This window comes from Rubrivivax rivuli (assembly GCF_004016505.1).
GTDB lineage: Bacteria > Pseudomonadota > Gammaproteobacteria > Burkholderiales > Burkholderiaceae_C > Rubrivivax > Rubrivivax rivuli.
Map to the genome: position 1 here is coordinate 387349 of NZ_SACR01000005.1, position 21178 is coordinate 408526.

Here is a 21178-nt window from a genome sequence, read left to right on the forward strand (position 1 = left end):
CACAACAACGACATGACCAAGATCCAACTCCACTTGCAGGACAAGGACGGGACCCTGCACACCGTGCAGGCCCGCGTGGGCCGCAGCCTGATGCACGCGGCCGTCGACTCCGGGCTCGACGGCATGGCGGCCGACTGCGGCGGCAGCCTCAGCTGCGCCACCTGCCACGTCATCGTGGCGCCGGCCTGGGCCGAGCAGTTGCCCGAGCCCGCCGCCGATGAACTGGCGATGCTGGAGATGACTGCCGCCCCGCTGGAGCCGGGCAGCCGGCTGTCGTGCCAGATCCGCCTGAGCACCGCGCTCGACGGGCTGCAAGCCCGCATGCCCGCCACCCAGTACTGACCCCCCCCGAAAGCCGCCGCCCCATGCGTTTGCTCTCCACCCTGGCGCGGCTGTGTGCCGTGCTGGCCGGTGTGCTGCTGACGGTCATCACGCTGATGACCTGCGCCAGCCTCATCGGCCGCAACACCACCGGCTGGACGCTGGTGGGCGACTTCGAACTCAGCGGCGCCGCGGCGGGCGCGGCCATCGCGCTGTTCATGCCCTGGTGCCAGGTGCGGCGCGGGCACATCCTGGTGGACTTCTTCACCTCGCGCGCCAGCGCCGCCACGCAGAGCGCGCTGGACCGCGTTGGTGCGCTGCTGCTGGGCCTTGTGATGGCGCTGCTGGCCTGGCGCACCACGCTGGGCGGGCTGAACGCGTGGAACACGCAGTCGACCACGATGATGATGGGCCTGCCCGAGTGGATCGTCTACGCCGGCATGGTGCCGCCGCTGGCGCTGACGGCGCTGATCGCGCTGCTGCAGGCGCTGCGCGGCTTTGACGAGGAAGGGGCTGTGGCATGAGCCCCATCACCCTGGCCTTGATGATCTTCGCGGTGATGCTGGTGCTGATGGCGCTGCGCACGCCCATCGCCATTGCGATGTTCGCCGCCGGCTGCACCGGCTATGTGCTGCAGGCCGGCTGGCTGCCGCTGGCGAACTTCCTCAACACGCAGGCCTTCGCGCGTTTCGCGAGCTACGACCTGAGCGTGATCCCGCTCTTCATCCTGATGGGCAACTTCGCCACGCAGGGTGGCCTTTCGCGGGCGCTGTTCCAGTTCGCGGCGGCGGTGATGGCCCGTTTCAAGGGCGGGCTGGCCATGGCTTCCGTGCTGGCCTGCGGGGCCTTCGGCGCCATCTGCGGCAGCAGCGTGGCCACGGCGGCCACCATCACGCAGGTGGCGCTGCCCGAGATGCGCCGGCATGGCTACAGCGGGCGCCTGTCCACCGGCGCGCTGGCCGCCGGCGGCACGCTGGGCATCCTGATCCCGCCCTCGGTGCCGCTGGTCATCTACGCCATCCTCACCGAGCAGAATATCGCCAAGCTCTTCGCCGCAGCCATGGTGCCGGGGCTGATCGCGGTGCTGGGCTACCTCATCGCCATCGCGGTGTACGTGCGCCTGGTGCCGGGCCACGCGCCCGAGCATGAAGAGGTGCCCAAGCTCACGCTGCAGGCGCTGTCGGGCATCGTGCCCATCGCGCTGGTCTTCCTCATCGTCTTCGGCGGCATCTACAGCGGCAAGTTCACGCCCACCGAAGGTGCGGCCGTGGGCGCGGCGGCCACCTTCGTGGCGGCGCTGCTCAAGCGTGAGATCACCTGGGCCGGCTTCAAGCAGTGTTTCCTGGCCACGGCCGAGACCTCGGCCATGATCTTCATGATCTTCCTGGGTGCCGACCTGATGAACTCGGCACTGGCGCTCACGCAGGTGCCCGGCCAACTGGCCGGCGTGGTGCAGGGCTGGGGCCTGCCGCCGCTGGCCGTGGTGGGCGCCATCCTGCTCTTCTACGTGGTGCTGGGTGCGGTGATGGACGAGCTGAGCATGATCCTGCTCACCATCCCCATCTTCTTCCCGGTGGTGATGGGCCTGGATTTCGGCCTGCCGCGCGAGAGCGTGGCGCTGTGGTTCGGCATCATGGTGCTGATGACGGTGGGCTTCGGCATGCTGGCGCCGCCGGTGGGCTTGAACGTCTACGTCGTCAACGGCATGGCGCGCGACGTGCCCATCGCCGAAAGCTACAAGGGCGTGATGCCCTTCCTGCTGAGCGACACCGTGCGAACGCTGCTGCTGCTGTTCTTCCCGCCGCTCAGCCTCTGGCTGGTGAAGTACGTGGGCTAGGGCCGGGCGACCCGCCGATCCTCCCGACGCATGACGCGCCACCGAGGTGGGCGGTATCCACGGCGCGGGCGCTGGCCGACAATTTGCACGCGGTTACACCATCGCAGCACCCTCAGGAAATCCCCATGATCAAGCACGTCCGCCCGCTCGCCCGAGCCGCCACGCTGGGCCTGGCAGCCCTCGCCCTGGCGCCGCTGGCCTCCGCGGCGATCGTCACCGGCAACTGGGACCCCAAGCTCCCCTCGTCGTTCGGCAACTACGGCTGGACGGCCACCGTGAACGTCAGCGTCGACCCGGCCTGCGCTGTCGGCACGCAAGCGCTGACCATCGTCAACCTGCTGGGTTTCAGTTTCGGCTGCAACACCGCGACGCCCACCACGGCGTTCCGCATCCTCAGCGCTGAAGTCGGCATCTACAACTACAGCACGAACGTCATCGTCGACGTGCTGCGCTTCAACCGCAATTCCTTCGGCGAATTCATCGTCGGCGAGCTCCAGCTGGGGCCGAACGGCTCCATCATGTCCCTGGTGACCCCGGCCGATTCAGACATCCAGGGCAGCAGCATCGTGTTTGCCGACGGCTTCCGGTACGACTTCAGGCTCGACCTGCCCGGCGCCGATCCGAAGCTCAAGTACCGCCGGGACAACGCCTCTTTCCTCACGCCCTTCACCACCGCCACCGAGCCTGTCACCGAACGGCGCTTCGTCGTCGACACCACCTCGACCGCAGCGCAGGTGGTGGCGGCCACCCGCCTGGAGATCGGCCAGACCATCTTCGCGGTGCCGGAGCCTGGCTCGCTGGCCCTGGCGCTGCTGGCCCTGGGTGCGGCCGGTGTGGCGGCACGCCGTCGCATCGGGTTGCCGCGCGCGCTGCCGGCGGCCTGAAACTGGCCTGGCGCCGCTCCGGCGCCTGTCTCACACGGGCGCAGCGGCCTCTGCCGGCGCCAGGGCGAGCCGCGCGGCGGCTTCCAGGCCCAGGTCGTGCGCGGCTTCCCACAGCGCCGTCCACTGGCTGTCATCGGCCAGCTGTGCGCGCAAGGCGTCTCTCTCGGGGGCCCAGGCCGCCGTTTCTTCGGCGGGCAGGGCCGCGCCGATCAAGGCCAGCCCGCTTTCAGCCGCCGACATCAGGCGTACCGCCAGCGCCGTGGCCCCGCTGCGCGCCTGCCATTGCGCCAGGTCGCGCAAGCACCACAGGGCCTCCAGGCGGCGGCCTGCGGCGATGAAGGCCTGCAGCGCCAGCGCCAGGGCAGGCTGCGCTTCTTCCAGCGCACCGGCGCGCAGCGCCAGCCGTCCCTGCCACCAGTGCGCCGAGGCTTCGCCCTGCCGGTCCCCCGAGGCCTCGCACACCGCCTGAGAACGCGCGAAGCGCTGCGCGGCCTCCAGGGGCTGGCCTTGCTGCAAGGCCAGTTGGCCCAGCACGAGCTCACACTCGGCTTCCACTTCCTGGTGGCTGATGCGCCGGGCCAGACTCAGGCCCTCCTGCAGGTGCTGGCGAGCGGCTTCGGCATGGGCCAGCCGCAGGTGGAACTGCCCCAGGTGCAGCAGTGCCACCGCCTGGCCCACCTCATGGCCGCTGCGCCGGAACAAGGCCAGCGCTTCCTGCTCGCCAGCCAGCGCACCGGGCGCATCGCCGCGGCCGAAACGTGCCAGCGCCAGCGTCGACAAGGTGGCCGCGATCTCGGTCTCTGCGCCGAGTTCGCGCCGCAGGGCCAGGCAGGTCTCGAGCATGCTTTCGGCCTCGGCGTAGTCGCTCTGGCTGGCCGCCAGCGCCGCGCCGACGTACAGCGCGTGGGCCTGCGCCATCGGCGAGGCCTGCACGTCGGGCAAGGCCAGTGCGGCGCGCACGGCGGCGCGGCCCTCGGAGAGGTAGCCGCGCAGGGTCCAGAAACCCTGCATGGCCACGGCGATCTTCACCGCGATGAAGGCGTCCACGCCGCCGGCCAGGGCGAGCGCCAGCGCCGCGCGGGTGTTGTCCAGCTCGGTTTCCATGCGGCGCACCCACTCGGCCTGCTCGGGGCCTTGCAGGCCGCGGTTGGTGCTCTTGGCCAGCGAGAAGTAGAACTCGCAGTGCCGTGCCGCCACTGCGGCAGAACCGCCGGCCTGCTGCAGCTTCTCGCGCGCGTAGTCGCTGATGGTTTCCAGCATGCGGTAGCGCGGCGGCTCGCTGCGCTCGTCGTTCATCACGAGCGATTTCTCCACCAGCGAGCCCAGCAGGTCCAGCACGTCCAGGCTGTCGATGGGCTCGATGCCGCACACCTGCTCGGCAGATTCCAGGTCGAAGCCGCCGCGGAAGACCGACAGGCGCTGCAGCAGGCACTGCTCGCGTTCGTCGAGGATGTCGTAGCTCCAGTCCACGAGCGCGCGCAGGGTCTGCTGGCGTTCCTGCAGCACGCGGCTGCCGCCCGTGAGCAGGCGGTAGCGGTCGTTCAGGCGCAGGTTGATGTCGGCCACGCTGAGCGAGCGCACGCGCGCCGCAGCCAGTTCCAGCGCCAGCGGTATGCCTTCCAGGCGCGCCACCAGCTCGGCCACTGCCGGTGCCTCGCGTTCGCTCAGCGTGAAGGCCGGCTTGTGCTGCTGCGCGCGTTCGACGAAGAGCCGCACCGCGGTGAGCCTGGCGAGCTGCTCGACACTGTCGCCGCGCTGCGGCACCGGCAGCGGCAGGATGGGGTAGGCCTGTTCGCCCGGCACGTGCAGCGCCTCGCGGCTGCTGGTGATCAGGCGCACCTCGGGCGCGGCCTTCATCAGCGCGGCTACCATGGTGGCGCAGGCCTGCACCACCTGTTCGCAGTTGTCCACCACCAGCAGCGCGCGGTGGCCGCGCAGGTGGGCGCAGACGCTTTGCAGCAAGGGGCGGCCGGGCTCTTCGCGAACGCCCAGCACCTGCGCGAGCTCGCCCACCACCAGCGCTGCGTCGCGGATGGGCGCGAGGTCGATGAACCACACGCCGTCAGGGAACTGCGCCATCAGCTCGCCCGCCACCTGCAGCGAGAGCCGCGTCTTGCCCAGCCCGCCCATGCCCAGCAGCGTGACCAGCCGCGACTTCGACATCAGCGCGCGCAGCTCGGCGCGCTCGCGTTCGCGGCCGATGAAGGAGGTGGCCTGCAGCGGCAGGTTGTTGGCGATCTCGCGCACCGGGCGCCACTGCCCCTGCACCTGCACCACGCGCCAGGCCTTCTCGGCATCGGGCGGGCAGGGCATGGGGCGTTCGGCACTGCCGATCTCGAACAGCTCCACCGGCTCGCTCACGCCCTTGAGCAGCCAGTGCCCGTGCGAGACGCTGCGCCAGCCGGCGGGCAGCGCGCCCAAGGCGGCCATCGCCTCGGGCGTGAGCAGCGTCTGCCCGCCGCCGGCCACCGAGACCACGCGCGCCGCGATGGGCTTGGCCAGGCCGTCCACCTCCAGGGGCTTGGCGCCGCGGGCCACGTCGTCGGGCAGGTTTTCGCGCAGCACCACCGGGCCCACGTGCAAGCCGGCCCGCGCGTGCAGCGGCGTGCTCAGCCGCTGCAGCGCCTGGTGGTAGGCCGCGGCGTAGGCCACGGCGTCGGCCGCCTGCTCGAACATCAGCAGCATGCCGTCGGTCTTGTCGATCTCGCGCCCGCGGTGCGCAGGCAGCAGATCGCGCGCGCAGCGGTCGTGGGCTTCCCAGAGCCGGGCCACGGCTTCGTCACCGATGCGTTCGGTCAGCTCGGTGCTGCCGACGACGTCGGTGATCAGCAAGGCGCGGACTTCAGACATCGGTCTCCAGGAGCAGGGTGGTGGAACGCGGCGCACACCGGTGGCGCGCCCAGCCAAACCCGCGAGTCTAGAGGCGCCCGGCAGCCCTCGCATGGGCCCTTGGGCGCAGGGGTCCGCAGCGCCCGTCTCAGCCTTCCAGCACTTCCACCTCGCCAGTGAGGCGCGCCGTGGTGGCTGCGGCGCTGCGCAGCAGGCCCTTGAAGATGCGCAGGGCCAGGGCCGGGTGTTCCTGCTCGGCCAGGCGCAGCGCAGCCACCGAGAGCACGGCGCACTCCACCTCCACGTCGGCGCGCACGTCGGCGCCGCGCACCGCGGCGTCGAGCAGCGCCGCTTCGCCGAAGCTGGCGCCCGCGCTCAGCGTCGACAAGCGCTGGCTGCCGCCCTTGGGCAGGCCGATGAGCACGCTCACCTCGCCGCGCAAAAGCAGGTACAGGCTGTCGGCGGCATCGCCGCGGCGCAGCACCCAGCTGCCCGGCTCCCAGGTCTGACGCGGTGCATGGGCTTCCAGCCACGCAAGATCACGGTCAGGCGCCCCGGCGCACAAAGGGTGCGCCGAGAGCGGCATCGGCTCGGTGCGCGGGCGGGCGGGGGTGTGGCGTTCGAGCAGCCGGCGTTCGCACCATTCCAGGCCCAGGTCGAGCTGTGGCTGGAAGAGCACGGCCGTCTGGTGGCGCGGGTGCACCTCGGCCTGGAAGTCGTCTTGCAGGTCGCCGCGCCGCACGCGGCTGAGCACCACCTCCTGGCCGCGCGCGGCGCAGGTGTTCACCAGGGCGGCCAGCAGCCGTGTGGCGGCGGGGTCGATACCGGTGACGCGGCGGAAATCGAGCATCACCAGCGCCAGCGTGTCGCCAGCCTGTTCCACCTCGCGCAGCACCGGTTCCAGTGTGGAGAAACGCAGGTCGCCCTGCAGCTCCAGCACCTGCGCGGTGTGGCCGTGTTCGGCCAGGCGCTGGCGTTCCTCGGCCGTGCGCTGGCGCTTGGAGCGCATCTGCGCCAGCGTGTAGCGTGTGCGCACGGTGCTGGCCACCAGCCGCGGCGGCCGCAGGAAGTGCAGCCCGAGGTCGCGCGAGAGCGCTTCGCACACCTTCACGCCGCGCACGCTGTTGCCGCGTTCGTCGAGCAGCGGCGAGAACACGCCGATGCCCAGCTGCCCCGGCAGCACGGCCATGATGCCGCCGCCCACGCCGCTCTTGGCCGGCAGGCCGACGCGGTAGACCCACTCGCCGGTGAAGTCGTAGACGCCGCAGGTCGTCATCACGCTGAGGATGGGGCCCACCAGTTCCGCCTGCACCGCGCGTTCGCCGGTGGCCGGGTTCACGCCGCCGTTGGCCAGCGTGGCGGCCATCATGGCCAGCGCGTGCGCGTCCACCAGCAGCGAGCACTGGCGGAAGTACAGATCCAGCGTGGCTTCGGGGTCGGTGTCGAGGATGCCGAAGCTGCGCAGCAGGTGGCCGATGGCGCGGTTGCGGTGGCCGGTGTCGCGCTCGCTCTCGAACACCGCCTCGTCGATGGCCAGCGGCCGCCCGGCGTAGCGCGACAGCGCCGAGACGATGCGCGCCAGCCGCTCCTGCGGCCCCGCCCCGCCCACCAGCGAGGTGGCGGCGATGGCGCCGGCGTTGATCATCGGGTTCAGCGGCCGGCCGGTGCCGGGCTCCAGGCTGATGCTGTTGAAGGCTTCGCCCGAGGGCTCCACGCCCACCGTGCGGCGCACGCGCTCGGCACCCGCGTCTTCCAGCGCCACGCCGTAGACCAGCGCCTTGCTCACGCTCTGCATCGTGAAGGGCTGGCGGCTGTCGCCCACCTCGTAGACCTGGCCGTCCACGGTGGTGATGACGATGCCGAACCAGGCCGGGTCGGCCTTGGCGAGTTCGGGGATGTAGCTGGCGGCCTGGCCCGAGAACTCGGCGCTCAGCGTGCGGTGCAGCTTCTGCAGGTAGGCCTGGATGGGGAAGGTCGGGGCCTCGGGGCGCGGGGGGCTCATGCCCGGTTGGTATGCAAGCTTCGTGCGCGCGGGCGCCTCAAGGCGGGGCGGGATGCGGTCAACCGCCGTGCGCGAGGCCTGCACCCTGGGGCGGTCTTGCACCACTGCGGTGCCTTCGGGGCCTCGGGGCGCCGCATGCGGCCGTGCCTGCCGGTTTTCATCGAACTGTCACGCAAGCCGCGCACGATGAAAAGTTTTGCGGATTTCGCTCTCTACTCCGCCCCGCCTCTTGCCCGCCGACACCACCACCGCCGCACCCGGCCGCCGCCCTCAGGCCGCGCGGCTGCTGGCGGCCGTGCTGACCCATGCGCCCGAAAACGCGGCCTACGGCTTGATGGCCTTCGCGCCACTGGGGGTGGCCTTCGGGCCGGTGGCGATGTCGCTGGCGCTGCTGGCCGCCGTGGCAGCCAACGCCCTGGCTTCGATGCTGGGTGGCGGGCACCTGGTGGGCGGGCCGCGCGCCGCCCTGGCGCTTCTGACGGCGGCGCTGATCCAGTCGTTGCTGCCGCTGTGGCAGAGCGGGCAGGCTGCCACCGACACCGCGCTGATCCTGGCCCTCGTGGCCGCAGGTGTGGCGCTGGCCGGTCTGCTGCAGGTGGGCTACGGTCTGCTGCGCCTGGGCAGCCTGGTGAAGTACATGCCGTACCCGGTGCGCCTGGGCCTGACCAGCGGCATCGGTCTGCTGCTGGCGCTGAGCGCGTGGCCGCTGATGACCGGCATGGGCCTGGCCGCCCCAGGCGGTGGCGCGGTACCGGCGCTGCCTCACTTCCAGCCCTGGACCCTGGCCGTCGGCGCCCTGGCGGCCGGCATCACGGGCTTGGCCGCGTGGCGCCGCTGGCCGGTGCCTGCTTTGCTGGCGGGCCTGCTGGCGGGCGTGGTGCTGTATGGCCTGCTGCATCTTTTCTGGCCGTCGATGGCGCTGGGCTCCTTGGCCGGTGCACCCAGCCTGAGCTGGGGTGCCGTGCAGTTCTGGCTGGGTGGGTTGGCGCTGCCCGCCGACCCCTTGCCCTGGATGGCGACGGCCGAGTTGCTGTTCGGCTACGCGCTCACCGTGTCGGCGCTGGCCAGCCTGGACACCCTGCTGGCGACTTCGCTCGTCGACGGCCAGCGCCGTGTCTGGCGCGACGCCGACCGCGAGCTCGTCGCGCAGGGCCTGGGCCAACTGGCGGGCGCAGCGGCGGGTGCGCAGCCGTCCTCGCCCTCGGTGCCGCGCTCGCTCAGCCTGCTGGGCGAGGCGGCCCCGGGTGCAAGCTCGGGCCGCATGGGAGTGCTGGCCTACGCGCTTGTGATGCTGGGCGCGGCGCTGGCGGCGCCCTGGGTGCTGGCCTTCCTGCCGCTCAGCGCCTTGGGCGGTGTGCTCTTCGGCCAGGGGCTGGCCATGGTGGCGCCGGCCCTGCTGACAACCCCCTGGCGGCTGGGCCGCCAGGCCTTGCGCCGGCGCAGCGTTGTCACGGCAGGCCCGGCCGAGACGGCGCCGCAGGCGCTCCTGTGGGGGCACTGGGTGGTGGCGCTGGCGGTGGCACTGGCCGCGCTGCTGCTCGGTGTGGGGCCGGCGCTGCTGATCGGCGCTGCGCTCGCGGTGCTGCTCTTCGTACGCGCCAACCTGCGCGACGTGGTGCGTGGCGTGTGGCGCGGCAACGAAAGGCAATCACTGAAGGTACGGCCAGCCGCGCACATTCAGGCGCTGCGGGCGCAAGGCGCACGCATCGCGCTGATGGAGTTGGAGGGCCCCCTCTTCTTCGGCACCGCCGACGCGCTGCGCACGCGGCTTCACGGGCTGAGCGTTGACACCGAGCGTGTGGTGCTGGACCTGCGCCGCGTGCACGAGGTCGATGTCACCGGTGCCCGCATCCTCTACGAATGCACGCAAGACTGGGCGGCCGCCGGCAAGCGCCTCATCCTGGCCGAGTGGGACGCCACCGATCCGCGCCGCCAGGCGCTGCAGGCCGTGGCTGACGCACGGGCGCGCTCGTCCCTGCACTTCGAAGAGCAGGCTGACCGTGCACTGGAGCGCGCCGAAGACGAACTGCTGGCGCAGCTGGGCACGGTGCCGTCAGGCGCGCAGGCCTTGCAACTGCAGGCCACTGCGCTGGCGCGCGGCCTCGATGCGGAAGAGATCGCCTGCCTGCAGGCCGCCACCACCGAAGTGCGTTTCAGACAGGGGGAGTGGCTGTTCCGCCGCGGCGAGGCCGGCGACGCCATCTACCTCAGCCTGGCCGGCGACATCGGCCTGCACGTGCCCGGCGGCACGCGCCGGCTGGCCTCGCTGGCGCCGGGCGTGAGTCTGGGCGAGATCGCGGTGTTGGGCCAGGGACATCGCACGGTTGATGCCATCGCCGAGACCGAGGTCGTCGCGCTGCGCCTGCCCGCCGCCGCGCTGGTGCTGTGGCAGGCCGAGCGGCCGCAGCTGGCTGCCAAGCTGCTGCACAACATCGCGCTGCAACTCGCCGACCGCCTGCATTTGCTGACGGGCGACCTGGCACTCTGGATGGCGCGGGCCGGTGCCGTGCAGCGCCCCGCGTCGCCCTCGCTGCCGCCCGAGGGCAGCGGCGCCGACGACCCCCGCGCCTGGCCTGGCGAGGCCTGACCCCGGCGGTCGCAGCGCGCAGCTACAGCTGCACGCGCGAGCCCAGCTCCACCACCGCGCCCGGCGGCAGCCTGAAGAAGCCGGCCACGCCGCCGGCATTGCGGCTCATCACTGCAAAGAGGCGTTCGCGGCCCGTGCGCCACCAGGGCCCGGGCGGCGGCACCACCGCCTCGCGGCTGAGGAAGTAGCTGCTCTCGAAGGCCGGCACGCGCAGGCCCTGCGCTTCGGCCAGGGCCAGCGCACGCGGCACGTCGGGCGCCTGCATGAACCCGAAGTGCAGCGTCACGCGCCAGAAGCCGTGGCCCAGGGCCTCCACCACGGCACGTTCGGCCATCGGCACCCAGGGCTGCTCGGCGAAGCGCACCGTCAGCACCACGTTGCAGGCGTGCAGCACCTGGTTGTGCTTCAGGTTGTGCAGCAGGGCCTGCGGCGTGGTTTCGGGGTCGGCCACGGGGTAGATGGCGGTGCGCTCGGCGCGCGGCAGGCTGCGCGGGTCCAGGCTCTGCAGGAAGTCGGCCAGCGGCACGCCGTCGCGCCGGGTGGCGGCCAGCTGCAGCCGGCGGCCGCGCGCCCAGGTGGCCATGCCGATGAACAGCACGGCGCCCAGGGCCAGCGGCATCCAGCCACCGTCAAAGAACTTCAGCGCGCAGCCGGCCACCAGCGCCAGGTCGATGGCCACGAAGAACACCGTGGCTGCAGCCACCAGCGGCGCCGGCAGGCCCCAGCCATGGCGCACCACGAACCAGGTCAGCAGCGTGGTGATCAGCATCGTCAGCGTGACCGCGATGCCGTAGGCCCCAGCCAGCGCCGAGCTGCTGCCGAAGAACAGCACCGCGGCCACCACGCCGGCCAGCAGCGCCCAGTTGACGGCCGGCATGTAGATCTGCCCGCGCTCGGTGGCCGAGGTGTAGCGCACCGTCAGGCGCGGCAGGAAGCCGAGCTGCATGGCCTGCTGCGTGAGCGAGTAGGCGCCCGAAATCACGGCCTGCGAGGCGATGATGGCCGCCAGCGTGGCCAGCACCAGCGCCGGCACCAGCAGCGCCTCGGGGAACAGCCGGTAGAAGGGGTTCTGCAGCGCCGTCGGGTCGCCCATCAGCAGCGCGCCCTGGCCCATGTAGTTCAGCGCCAGGCCGGGCAGCACGAGGCCCGTCCAAGCGATCTGGATGGGCCGGCGGCCGAAGTGCCCCATGTCGGCGTACAGCGCCTCGGCGCCGGTGAGTGCCAGCACGATGGCGCCGAGTGCGGCCCACACGTGCCAGCCGCGGTCGGCCATGAACTCGTAGGCGTGCAGCGGGTTCAGCGCCGCCAGGATGGCCGGCTGCTGCACGATGTGCACCACGCCGATCACGCCCAGCGTGCTGAACCACAGCACGATGATGGGCCCGAAGAAGCGGCCCACCACGCGCGTGCCCACGCGCTGCACCGCGAACAGCGCCACCACGATGGCCACGGTGGCCGGCACCACCCAGGGCTTGAGCGCCGGGGTCAGCACCTCCATGCCTTCCATCGCGCCCAGCACCGAGATGGCCGGCGTGATGACGCTGTCGCCGTAGAACAGCGTGGCCCCGGCCACGCCCAGCAGCAGCAGCGCGTGGCGCAAGCGCGGCTGGCCGCGCGTGGCCTGGGCGGCCAGGGCGGTGAGCGCCAGGCCGCCGCCTTCGCCGCGGTTGTCGGCGCGCAGGATGAGCAGCACGTACTTCAGCGTCACCACCAGCATCAGCGCCCAGAAGATCACCGACACCGCGCCGATGAGGTGCGGCGTGTCCAGCGGCACGCCGGTAGCCGGGCCGAAGACCTCCTTCATCGTGTAGAGCGGGCTGGTGCCGATGTCGCCGTACACCACGCCGATGGCGGCCAGCGTCAGTGCGGCGGTGCCCTGGCGCTGCAGGCCGGGGTTGGCCGGGGTGTCGGCCGATGAAGCTGAGGAAGCGGGGCTTTGCATGGGCAGGCCGCAGGCAGTGAAGGAGCCTGCAGCGTGCCGGGGGTGGCATCAGGAACGCATAAGGAGCCCAGCCCCCGGCGCCCGGCCCGGCCGCTCAGCCTGGCGGCGGCGCCAGCCGGTAACCCACGCCCGGTTCGGTGAGCAGCAGCTGCGGTTCGGCCGGCACCGCTTCGAGCTTGGCGCGCAGCTGGCCCATGTACAGGCGCAGGTAGTGCGTGTGCTCGGTGAACTCGGGCCCCCACACCTCGGCCAGCAGCGTGCGGTGCGTCACCACCTGCCCAGCACTGCGCACCAGGCGCGCCAGCAGCTTGAACTCGGTCGGCGTGAGGTGCACTTCCTGCCCTTCGCGTTGCACGCGGTGGGCGGCCAGGTCCACCAGCAGCGCGCCGTGGGCGTAATGCGTGACGGCCGGGCGCAGCGCCAACCCGCCGTGCCGCAGCGCCACGCGCATGCGCGCCAGCAGTTCGCCGATGCTGAAGGGCTTGACGAGGTAGTCGTCGGCGCCGGCGTCCAGCAGGCCGATCTTCTGCACCTCGCCCTCGCGCGCCGAGATCACGATGATCGGCAGCGTGCTGCCGCGCCGCAGTTCGGCCAGCAGCGTGGCGCCTTCGCCATCGGGCAGACCGAGGTCCAGCAGCACGATCTGCGGCGCGGCCTCGGCCGTGGCGTGGGCCAGCAGCGCGCGCGCATCGGCCAGGCTGGCGGCAGCCGCCACACGGTGGCCTTCCACCTCCAGCGCCTCGCGCAGCGTGCGGCGCAGTTCGCGATCGTCTTCCACCAGCAGCACACGCAGGCTCATGGGGCGGCTTCGTCTGGGGTGGGCGGTGCCGGGGGCCAGCGAGGTGCCGGCGGCAACGGCAGCACGCACTCGAAGCTGGCGCCACCGTGGGCGCGGGCGCGGTAGCGCAGCGTGCCGCCATGGGCCTGGGCGATGGCGCGGCACAGCGCCAGGCCCACGCCGGCACCGCGGCGCGACGGGGCGTCTGCGGCCGGTGCCTCCGGGCCCGTGCCGCGTTCGAAGGCCTGGAAGATGCGTTCGCGTTCGGCCGGCGGCACGCCGGGGCCCCGGTCGCGCACGGCCAGCACCAGCTCGGGCTCTGCAGCGGTGGCCGCCTCGCGGTGCACACGCAGCTCCACCTCGGCCACGCCCTCGCTGTTGCGACCGTGCGTGAGCGCGTTGAAGACCAGGTTGTCGAGCAACTGCACCAGCAGCTCGGCACTGCAGCGCAGCAGTGGCAGGCCCGGTTCCACGCGCAGCTTCAGCACCAGCGACGGGTGCTGCTGGCGCAGGCGCTGCACCACGCTGCCGGCGAGTTCTTCCACCGATTCCCAGGCCTGCCAGTCGGCCGGCAGCGTGCGGCCCGGTGGGCCGGGCGGGCCCAGGCGGGCCAGCTGCAGCGTGTTGTTGGTCAGGCGCGTGAGGTGGCCCACCTCGTCGACGATGCGAGCGGCCAGGCGCTGGCGCTGGGCGGGGCTCAGTCGTTCGTCCTGCGCCTGCAGCGAAGAGGCCGCGCCCAGCACCGTGGCCAGCGGGGTGCGGTAGTCGTGCGAGATGCCGGCCAGCAGCGTGTTGCGCAACTGCTGGGCCTGCGCTTCCTCGGCGGCGGCCGTGGCGGCGGCGTGCGCGCGGGCGCGGGCCAGCGCCAGGCCGAACTGGTCGCACAGCGCCTGGGCGTGCGCGCGGGCCGTGGCGGCTTCTTCGGGCGGCTGCGGGGGCTGGCGCAGCAGCGCCGCGCCCAGGCTGCCGGCCGGCGCATGGCCACCGCGGCCGCGCAAGGGCAGGTACCAGGCCGGTTGCTCTTCGTGCTTGCCGCTGCCCGGGCCCATGGCCTGCCCGCGGCTGAGACACAACCACAGGCCGGTGCGCTCGTCGGCATCGGCCTCGCCCAGCAAGCTGCCGTCTTGCGGCCCGGCGCTGCCGGGCGCAGCGAGCAGCAGCGCCGTGAGGGCCTCGCCGGCTGTGTGGGAGGCGTCGGCCGCGTGGGCCGGGCTCAGCCGCCCCAGCAGCTCGCGCAGCGCGGGCGCGGCCTGCAGCGGGTCGTCGGCATCGCGCAGGCGTTCCCCCAGCTGCAGCAGGTCTTGCGCGCGCTGCGCATGGGCGCGTTCGGCCGTGGCCAGGCGTCGCTGGCGGTCCATCAGCAGCGTGACCACCGTGCTCACCACGCCCAGCGTCAACAGCAGCAGCCAGTGCGCACGCAGGTCGACATCGAAGCTGCCGCGCGGCGGCACGAAGCCGACATTGAAGCCCACCACCGCCAGCAGCGCCGCAGCCAGGGCCAGCCACAGCGGCAGCCACAGCGCGGCCACCGCGGCCGCGAGCACCGGCACCAGGGCCAGCTGCGCCAGTTCGGCCTGGCCGTCCAGCGCCACCATCAGGGCCGCGGCCAGCACCCACACCAGCAGCCCGGGCCAGAGGCGGTGGGCCTCGGGCCGCACCGGGGCCGTCAACCGTGCCATCCGACCACTGCCTTTCAGCGCGCCTCGGCCAGGAAGGCCTGCACCGCGGCCAGCCCTGCCGCAGGGGCTTCTTCGTGAGGCACGTGGCCCACGCCGGGCAGCACCACCAGGCGGGCCTGGGGCAGATCGCGCAGGTAGTCTTGCGCGTTGGCCACGGGGATCATGCGATCGGCCTCGCCCCACAGCAGCAGCGTGGGCGCGGGGATGGTGCGCAGCAGCGGCGGTGGGGGCAGCAGGTTCAGCTGCTGCAGCCGCGCGATGATGGCCGGCCGCACGCCGGGGGCCAGCATCAGCGCGTGGTAGCGCGTGACGAGCGCTTCGCTCATCACCGCGTCGGGGTCGGCGTAGGCCGGCGCCAGGCTCCAGCGCAGCACGGCCTTGGGCAGCGCGAACTGCATGGCCTTGGCCACCACACCCACCTCCGGCGCCTTGCCGTACTCGAAACCCGGGCTGGCGAAGCCGTCTGGGGCCACGAGCACCAGCCGATCGACCCGGGCAGGCTCTGCCGCCGCGTAGCGCCAGGCCAGGCGCCCGCCCATCGAGTGCCCCAGCACCGTGGCGCGCGCCACGCCGCGCTGCGTGAGCAGGGCCGAGAGCAGCGCGATGCCGCGCTCGTCGCTGTAATCGCCGTTGGGGTCGGCGCCGGTGAGGCCGGCGCCGGGCAGGTCGATGCGGATCACGCGGTGCGTGGCCGCCAGGCCCGTGGCCCAGGCCTCCCAGGTGTGCAGGCTGCTGCCGAAACCGTGCAGCATCAGCACCACCGGGCGCTCGGAGCCGGCCTGGGGGGCGCTGTCGCGGACATGCAGGCGCAGGCCCATCAACTCGACGAACTCGCTGCCGGGGCCGGCATAGCGCGCTTCCAGTTCGGCGCGCGGCAGGTCGGGCGTCCACAGCCAGCCGCCGCCCAGCAGGGCCAGCAGGAGCAGCAGGGCGAGGGTCATGCGTTTCAAGCCGGGCGTGGTGCGGAGCAAGCTGCGGTGGTGGTCGTGGGGCCTGCGTGACGGGGCTGGCGCGCCGGCGCATTCTGGCTCAGGGTGACCGTGGATCAGGGTAAGTCTTGAAGGCCGGGCCGCGGCGGCGCCGTTACCTTCGCAGCCCTGCCCATCCACCTGACGGAGATCCCTGCCCATGAAACGCCGTTCCTTCGTGCAAGGTGCCGCTGCCGCCGCCCTGGGCGTGCCGCACCTGGCCGGTCTGGCCCAGCAGAGCGTGACGCTGAAGTTCCACACCTTCATGCAGCCCATGAGCAACGTGTGGCTCACCATGCACAAGCCGTGGATGGAGAAGGTGGAGAAGGAATCGGGCGGCCGCATCAAGTTCGAGGCCTACCCGGCCATGCAGCTGGGCGGCACGCCGGTGCAGCTGTACGACCAGGCCAAGGACGGTGTCGTCGACGTCGTCTGGACGCTGCCGGGCAACACCGCCGGCCGCTTCCCGCGCGTGGAAGTGTTCGAGCTGCCCTTCATGATGACCAACGCCGAGGCCACCTCCAAGGCCTACTGGGAGTACTTCCAGACCCAGTGCGCCGACGAGTTCAAGGACACCCATGTCATCGCCGTGCAGGTGCACGGCCCCGGGGTCTTCCACAGCGCCAGCAAGCCCATCACCAAGGCCGCCGACCTGAAGGGCATGAAGGTGCGCGGCCCCACGCGCCAGGTGACGAACATGCTGCGCTCGCTGGGCGCCATCCCCGTGGGCATGCCGCTGCCGGGCATTCCCGATGCCTTGAGCAAGGGCACCATCGAGGCCTGCGTCATCCCCTGGGAGGTGGTGCCCTCGGTGAAGGTGCATGAACTCAGCAAGTTCCACAGCGAGTTCCCGACCAGCGGCCCTGCGCTCTACACCACCACCTTCGTGATGGCGATGAACAAGGCGCGCTACGAGGGCCTGGCGCCCGACCTCAAGAAGGTCATCGACAACAACAGCGGCATGGCCACCAGCGCCTGGCTGGGCAAGACGCAGGAAAGCAACGACCCCATCGGCCGCAAGAGCGCCACCGACCGCAAGAACGCCATCCACACCTTCACGGCCGCCGAGACGCAGGAGTTCATCCAGCTCAGCGCCGCCATCGACGACGCCTGGGTGGCCGACATGGACAAGCGCGGCTTCAAGGGCAAGGCCCTGCTCGACAGCGCCAAGGCGCTGATCGCCAAGCACACGCGCGGCTGAGGCACGCCAGCCCGACGCGCGCGCCGGCCGGCGCGCGCGGCGGGCCGGGGGCCTTCAGATCGGCGCGGTGCGCTCGTTCAGCCAGACCAGGGCGGCGCCCTGCACGCGCGGCGCCAGGCGTTCGCGCACGGTGGCGTGGTAGGCGTTGAGCCAGGCCACCTCGTCGGCGCGCAGCAGGCTCTTGTCGATGCAGCGCGTGTCGATGGGGCAGAGCGTGAGCGTCTCGAACTCGAGGAACTCGTCGAAGGTGCTGCCTTCGGCCGTGGTGGCCGGCACGTTGAGCACCAGGTTCTCGATGCGCACGCCCCACTGGCCGGGCCGGTACACGCCGGGCTCGATGCTGGTGATCATGCCGGGCTGCATCGCCATGTCGGCGTGGGCGATGGCCTTGCTGATGCTCTGCGGGCCTTCGTGCACGTTGAGGAAGTAACCCACGCCGTGGCCGGTGCCGTGGCCGAAATCGATGCCGTGCTCCCACAGCGGCGCGCGCGCCAGCGCGTCGAGCATGGGGCTGAGCGTGCCGCGCGGAAAGCGCGTGCGGCTCAGGTTCATCGTGCCCTTGAGCACCAGTGTGTAGTCGCGCTTCATCGCCGCGCTGACGGTGCCGATGGGCCACACGCGCGTGATGTCGGTGGTGCCGCCGAGGTACTGCCCGCCGCTGTCGATGAGGAGCAGGCCATCGCCTTCGATGACTGCGTGGGACTCCTCGGTGGCGCGGTAGTGCGGCATGGCGCCGTTGGCGTTGTAGCCGGCGATGGTGTTGAAGCTCAGGCCCACGAAGCCGGCGCGCAGGGCGCGCTGGGCGCTGAGCTTCTCGTCGATGGTGAGTTCCGTGATGCGCTCGCCGCGCGCCAGGGCGGCCTCGAACCAGGCGTAGAACTCGCACATCGCCGCGCCGTCTTCGGCCATGGCCTCGCGCACGAACCCGGCTTCCTGCGCGCCCTTGCGGCTCTTCAGCAGCGTGCTCGGGTTGATGGCCTCGACGACCGGGCAGCTCACGCGCTGGCGGAAGCCCAGCGTCACGCGCTTGGGGTCGATGAGCAGCTTCGCCTCGCCGCCCAGCGCGGCCAGGGCCGCGCCGGCATCGGCGTAAGGCGCCACGCGCAGGCCGTCGGCGGCCAGCCTGGCCGCGAGTTCGGCGCCGACCTTGCCCTCGCCCACGAACAGCGTGGCGCCCTGCAGGTCCATCAGCACGTGGCCCAGGAACACCGGGTTGTAGGTGACGTCGCTGCCGCGCAGGTTGGTGAGCCAGGCGATGTCGTCGACGGTGCTGATGAAGTGGTGGCTGGCACCCTGCGCGGCCATCGCCTGGCGCACCTGCGCGAGCTTGGCCGCACGTGGCAGCGGCGCGTGCGGCGCGGCGTGCTCGTAGACCGGCTGCGCGGGCAGGGCGGGGCGTTCGGGCCAGATGGCGTCGAGCAGATCGAGGTCGGTGCGCAGCAGCACGCCCGCGGCGTCCAGCGCGGCCCTCAGCGCCTGCGCGGCGGCCAGGCCCAGCACCTGGCCATCCACGGCCACCACCGCGCCGCGCGGCGTTTCGCGCGCCAGCCAGTGGATGTGGTCGGCACTGGTGCCGGTGGCGATCTTCACGAGATCGATGCCGGTGCCGGCGAGTTCGGCCTCGGCCTGCACCCAGTAGCGGCTGTCGGCGAAAAGCGCGGCGCGCTCCACCGTCACCACCAGCGTGGCCATGCTGCCCGTGAAGCCGCTGAGCCACTGACGGCCCTGCCAGCGCTCGGGCAGGTACTCGCTGAGGTGGGGGTCGGCGCTGGGCATCAGCAGCGCGTGCACGCCTTGCCGGGCCATTTCTTCGCGCAGCTGCGTGATGCGCAGGCGGACGGGGGAGGTGCGGGTGTCCATGGGGGCGATGCTCCAGCAAAGGCGGGCGGAAAGCGCGGAATTCTAGGTGGCAGGGGCGCTTCATGCGCCTTCTGCAGGGGCGGCCGCACCCCCCGGTGCAACCCTCAGGCAGGGCCGGGCCCCGGCTGCTAAGCTGACCCGCCCTGCTGTTCACCCCGGAGGCCGAGATGCCCGGACTGCTGCCCCACCCCGATCCCGACGGCCTGCTCGAGTATTCGGTGGTCTACACCGACCGTGCGCTCAACCACATGGCGCAGCGCTTCCACCGTGTCATGCAGGACGTCAGCGCCACGCTCAAGCAGGTCTACGGCGCCAGCGCGGCCATCGTGGTGCCCGGCAGCGGCAGCGTGGGCATGGAGGCCGTGGCGCGCCAGTTCGCCACCGACCGCCGTGTGCTCGTCATCCGCAACGGCTGGTTCAGCTACCGCTGGAGCCAGATCTTCGAGATGGGTCGCATCCCGAAGGAAACCACGGTGCTGAAGGCGCGCCTGACCGGCACGGCCCCGAAGTCACCGTTTGCGCCGGTGCCGCTCGACGAGGCCGTGGCGACCATTCGCGCTCAAAAGCCCGAGGTGGTGTTCGCCCCGCACGTCGAAACCTCCGCCGGCATGCTGCTGCCCGACAGTTACCTGAAGGCCGTGGCCGATGCCGTGCACGAACACGGCGGCCTCTTCGTGCTGGACTGCGTGGCCAGCGGCGCCATCTGGGTGGACATGCAGGCCACGGGCGTGGACGTCATCGTCACCGCGCCGCAGAAGGGCTGGAGCAGCACGCCCTGCGCGGGCCTGGTGATGCTGGGTGAGCGCGCGCGGGCGCAGATGGAGCGCACCACCAGCTCGAGCTTCGCGCTCGATCTCAAGAAGTGGCTGGCCATCATGGAAGCGCACGAGAAGGGCACCAACGCCTACCACGCCACGCTGCCCACCGACGGCCTGGCGCAGCTGCGCGACGTGATGGCCGAGACCGCAGCCTTCGGCTTCGACACCGCCAAGGCAGCGCAGCAGGAACTCGGCCGCCGCGTGCGGGTGCTGCTCGAGAGCAAGGGCATCCCCAGCGTGGCCGCGCCGGGGTTCCAGGCGCCGGGCGTCGTGGTCAGCTACACCGACCACGCCGACTGGCAGAACACCAAGGCCTTTGCGCAGCAGGGCCTGCAGATCGCCGCCGGCGTGCCCCTGGCCTGCGACGAGCCGGCCGATTTCCGCAGCTTCCGCATCGGCCTCTTCGGGCTGGACAAGCTCAAGAACGTCGACCGCACCGTGGCCAGCTTCGAGCGCGCCTTGCTGGCGCTGCTGTAGCCGCGCGACCGGTGATCGCAGTCTTCAGGCAGCGCGGCGGCGCTGCCAGGCCAGCAGGCCGCCGGCGGCCAGCAGCAGGGCCAGCGTGGAGGGCAGCGGCACGGCCTGCTGCGCAGCCTCGAAGGTGTAGGTGATGCTCAGCGTGCCGTTCAGCCAGCCGGCTGACTGGCCCCGGCAGTAGGCCACCACCGGGCTGGTGCCCAGGCTGCAGGCCTGGATGTCGACGGTGCCGGTCGTCCGCGCCGTGAAATCGATGTGCTGCACGCTTTCGCTCTGGACGAAGCGAGCCAGCGTGAAGCTGCGGCGGTTGCTGCTGCTGGCGCCGCCCCAGCCGGTGCCCTGGCTGGTCGACCAGGCCTGGCACTCGGCCTCGCCCGCGGCGGTGGCCTCGCAGCTCAGCAGGCTGGAGTTGACGGTGCGTTGCCACAGCGTCTCGGCCGCGCCCGGGCCGCTCATGAACAGCGCGAACAGGGCCGCGTTGCGGCCCAGCACGGCGACGTCGGCCTCGGGCGCCTCGCGCAGGCAGGCGGCGCCGCAGCCGCTGGTGCCGGCGTAGCCCATCAGGCTGGCGTTGGTGGTCCAGCGTGCGTTGTAGCTGAGGTCCACCGCCAGCAGCGTGCCGAGCGAGCCGTCGAAGGCCTCCACGCTGAAGCTGCTGCTGGTGCCGTCCTGCACGCGCTGCGCGCTGACCAGTTCACCGGTGGCCGTGTTGTGGAAGACGGCGAACTTGCTGGTGTAGGTGATGCTGGTGGGCGCTGCATGCGCGGTGGCGCTCAGCACCAGCGCGCTGGCGAGGCCCAAGGTGGCGGCAACCGAGCGGGCGGTGGCGGGCATGTTCACGTCTGTTTCCTGGTTCCCAACTTCGGCCTCGGGACCGCAGCACCCGGGGGTGCTGCGGGCTTGCGGTCATGCCGCAGGGCCGTGTGCAGGGTTCGCAGCAGGCTTCGTGCCACGGGCGTTGCGGCGTGATTTCCTGCCCGCGCGCGCAGGCGCTT

General features: G+C 71.9%; 15 protein-coding genes. 7 read left to right on the plus strand and 8 right to left on the minus strand.

The features are described 5' to 3' along the window. The first annotated feature begins 12 nt into the window (after positions 1–12). From EOE66_RS17730 to EOE66_RS17745, 4 genes are all read left to right on the plus strand, one after another. On the plus strand, positions 13–342 hold the full coding sequence (locus EOE66_RS17730) for a 2Fe-2S iron-sulfur cluster-binding protein (RefSeq protein ID WP_128230049.1): 330 nt from the start codon (positions 13–15) through the stop codon (positions 340–342). 23 nt (positions 343–365) lie between these two features. Further along, positions 366–845 (plus strand): TRAP transporter small permease, encoded by a 480-nt coding sequence (locus EOE66_RS17735; protein WP_128230050.1) that lies wholly within the window; start codon positions 366–368, stop codon positions 843–845. Then, complete coding sequence (locus tag EOE66_RS17740) at positions 842–2158, plus strand: TRAP transporter large permease (protein ID WP_128230051.1); 1317 nt, start codon at positions 842–844, stop codon at positions 2156–2158. The genes EOE66_RS17735 and EOE66_RS17740 overlap by 4 nt, the downstream gene beginning before the upstream one ends. Before the next feature lie 125 nt (positions 2159–2283). Continuing rightward, positions 2284–3042, plus strand: a complete 759-nt coding sequence (locus EOE66_RS17745) for a PEP-CTERM sorting domain-containing protein (RefSeq protein ID WP_128230052.1) — start codon at positions 2284–2286, stop codon at positions 3040–3042. A 30-nt stretch (positions 3043–3072) separates the two neighbouring features. On the opposite strand, the gene EOE66_RS17750 is transcribed toward EOE66_RS17745, so the two are convergent. Both EOE66_RS17750 and glsA read right to left on the minus strand, forming a co-directional pair. Next, entirely contained in the window at positions 3073–5892 is a 2820-nt protein-coding gene (locus EOE66_RS17750; RefSeq protein ID WP_128230053.1) for a winged helix-turn-helix domain-containing protein, read from the minus strand. Between the two features lie 127 nt (positions 5893–6019). After that, positions 6020–7873 (minus strand): glutaminase A, encoded by a 1854-nt coding sequence (gene glsA, locus EOE66_RS17755; protein ID WP_128230054.1) that lies wholly within the window; start codon positions 7871–7873, stop codon positions 6020–6022. Positions 7874–8102: 229 nt separating this feature from the next. Between glsA and EOE66_RS17760 the strand changes: the two genes are divergently transcribed. Next, positions 8103–10460 carry a SulP family inorganic anion transporter gene (locus EOE66_RS17760; protein ID WP_128230055.1) on the plus strand — a complete coding sequence of 786 codons (2358 nt, stop codon included), beginning with the start codon at positions 8103–8105 and terminating at the stop codon, positions 10458–10460. Positions 10461–10482: 22 nt separating this feature from the next. On the opposite strand, the gene EOE66_RS17765 is transcribed toward EOE66_RS17760, so the two are convergent. From EOE66_RS17765 to EOE66_RS17780, 4 genes are all read right to left on the minus strand, one after another. After that, positions 10483–12402, minus strand: coding sequence for a potassium transporter Kup (locus EOE66_RS17765; protein WP_128230056.1), 1920 nt, complete (start codon positions 12400–12402; stop codon positions 10483–10485). Between the two features lie 94 nt (positions 12403–12496). After that, positions 12497–13201 carry a response regulator gene (locus EOE66_RS17770; protein ID WP_128230057.1) on the minus strand — a complete coding sequence of 235 codons (705 nt, stop codon included), beginning with the start codon at positions 13199–13201 and terminating at the stop codon, positions 12497–12499. After that, a complete protein-coding gene (locus EOE66_RS17775; protein WP_128230058.1) occupies positions 13198–14859 on the minus strand; it encodes an ATP-binding protein in 1662 nt (553 codons plus the stop codon). The genes EOE66_RS17770 and EOE66_RS17775 overlap by 4 nt, the downstream gene beginning before the upstream one ends. A gap of 14 nt (positions 14860–14873) precedes the next feature. Continuing rightward, a complete protein-coding gene (locus tag EOE66_RS17780) occupies positions 14874–15800 on the minus strand; it encodes an alpha/beta fold hydrolase (protein WP_128230059.1) in 927 nt (308 codons plus the stop codon). Between the two features lie 187 nt (positions 15801–15987). Between EOE66_RS17780 and EOE66_RS17785 the strand changes: the two genes are divergently transcribed. Continuing rightward, positions 15988–17028: a TRAP transporter substrate-binding protein gene (locus EOE66_RS17785; RefSeq protein ID WP_128230060.1), complete on the plus strand. Its 1041-nt coding sequence runs from the start codon at positions 15988–15990 to the stop codon at positions 17026–17028. 54 nt (positions 17029–17082) lie between these two features. Here the strand turns inward: EOE66_RS17785 and EOE66_RS17790 are convergent, their stop codons facing one another. Next, a complete protein-coding gene (locus EOE66_RS17790; RefSeq protein ID WP_128230061.1) occupies positions 17083–18888 on the minus strand; it encodes an aminopeptidase P family protein in 1806 nt (601 codons plus the stop codon). Positions 18889–19055: 167 nt separating this feature from the next. Here EOE66_RS17790 and EOE66_RS17795 point away from each other — a divergent pair, with 167 nt between their 5' ends. Beyond that, positions 19056–20183: an aminotransferase class V-fold PLP-dependent enzyme gene (locus tag EOE66_RS17795; protein ID WP_128230062.1), complete on the plus strand. Its 1128-nt coding sequence runs from the start codon at positions 19056–19058 to the stop codon at positions 20181–20183. Between the two features lie 24 nt (positions 20184–20207). Here EOE66_RS17795 and EOE66_RS17800 read toward each other — a convergent pair whose 3' ends face one another. After that, entirely contained in the window at positions 20208–21017 is an 810-nt protein-coding gene (locus EOE66_RS17800) for a PEP-CTERM sorting domain-containing protein (RefSeq protein WP_205702731.1), read from the minus strand. Positions 21018–21178 lie beyond the last annotated feature (161 nt).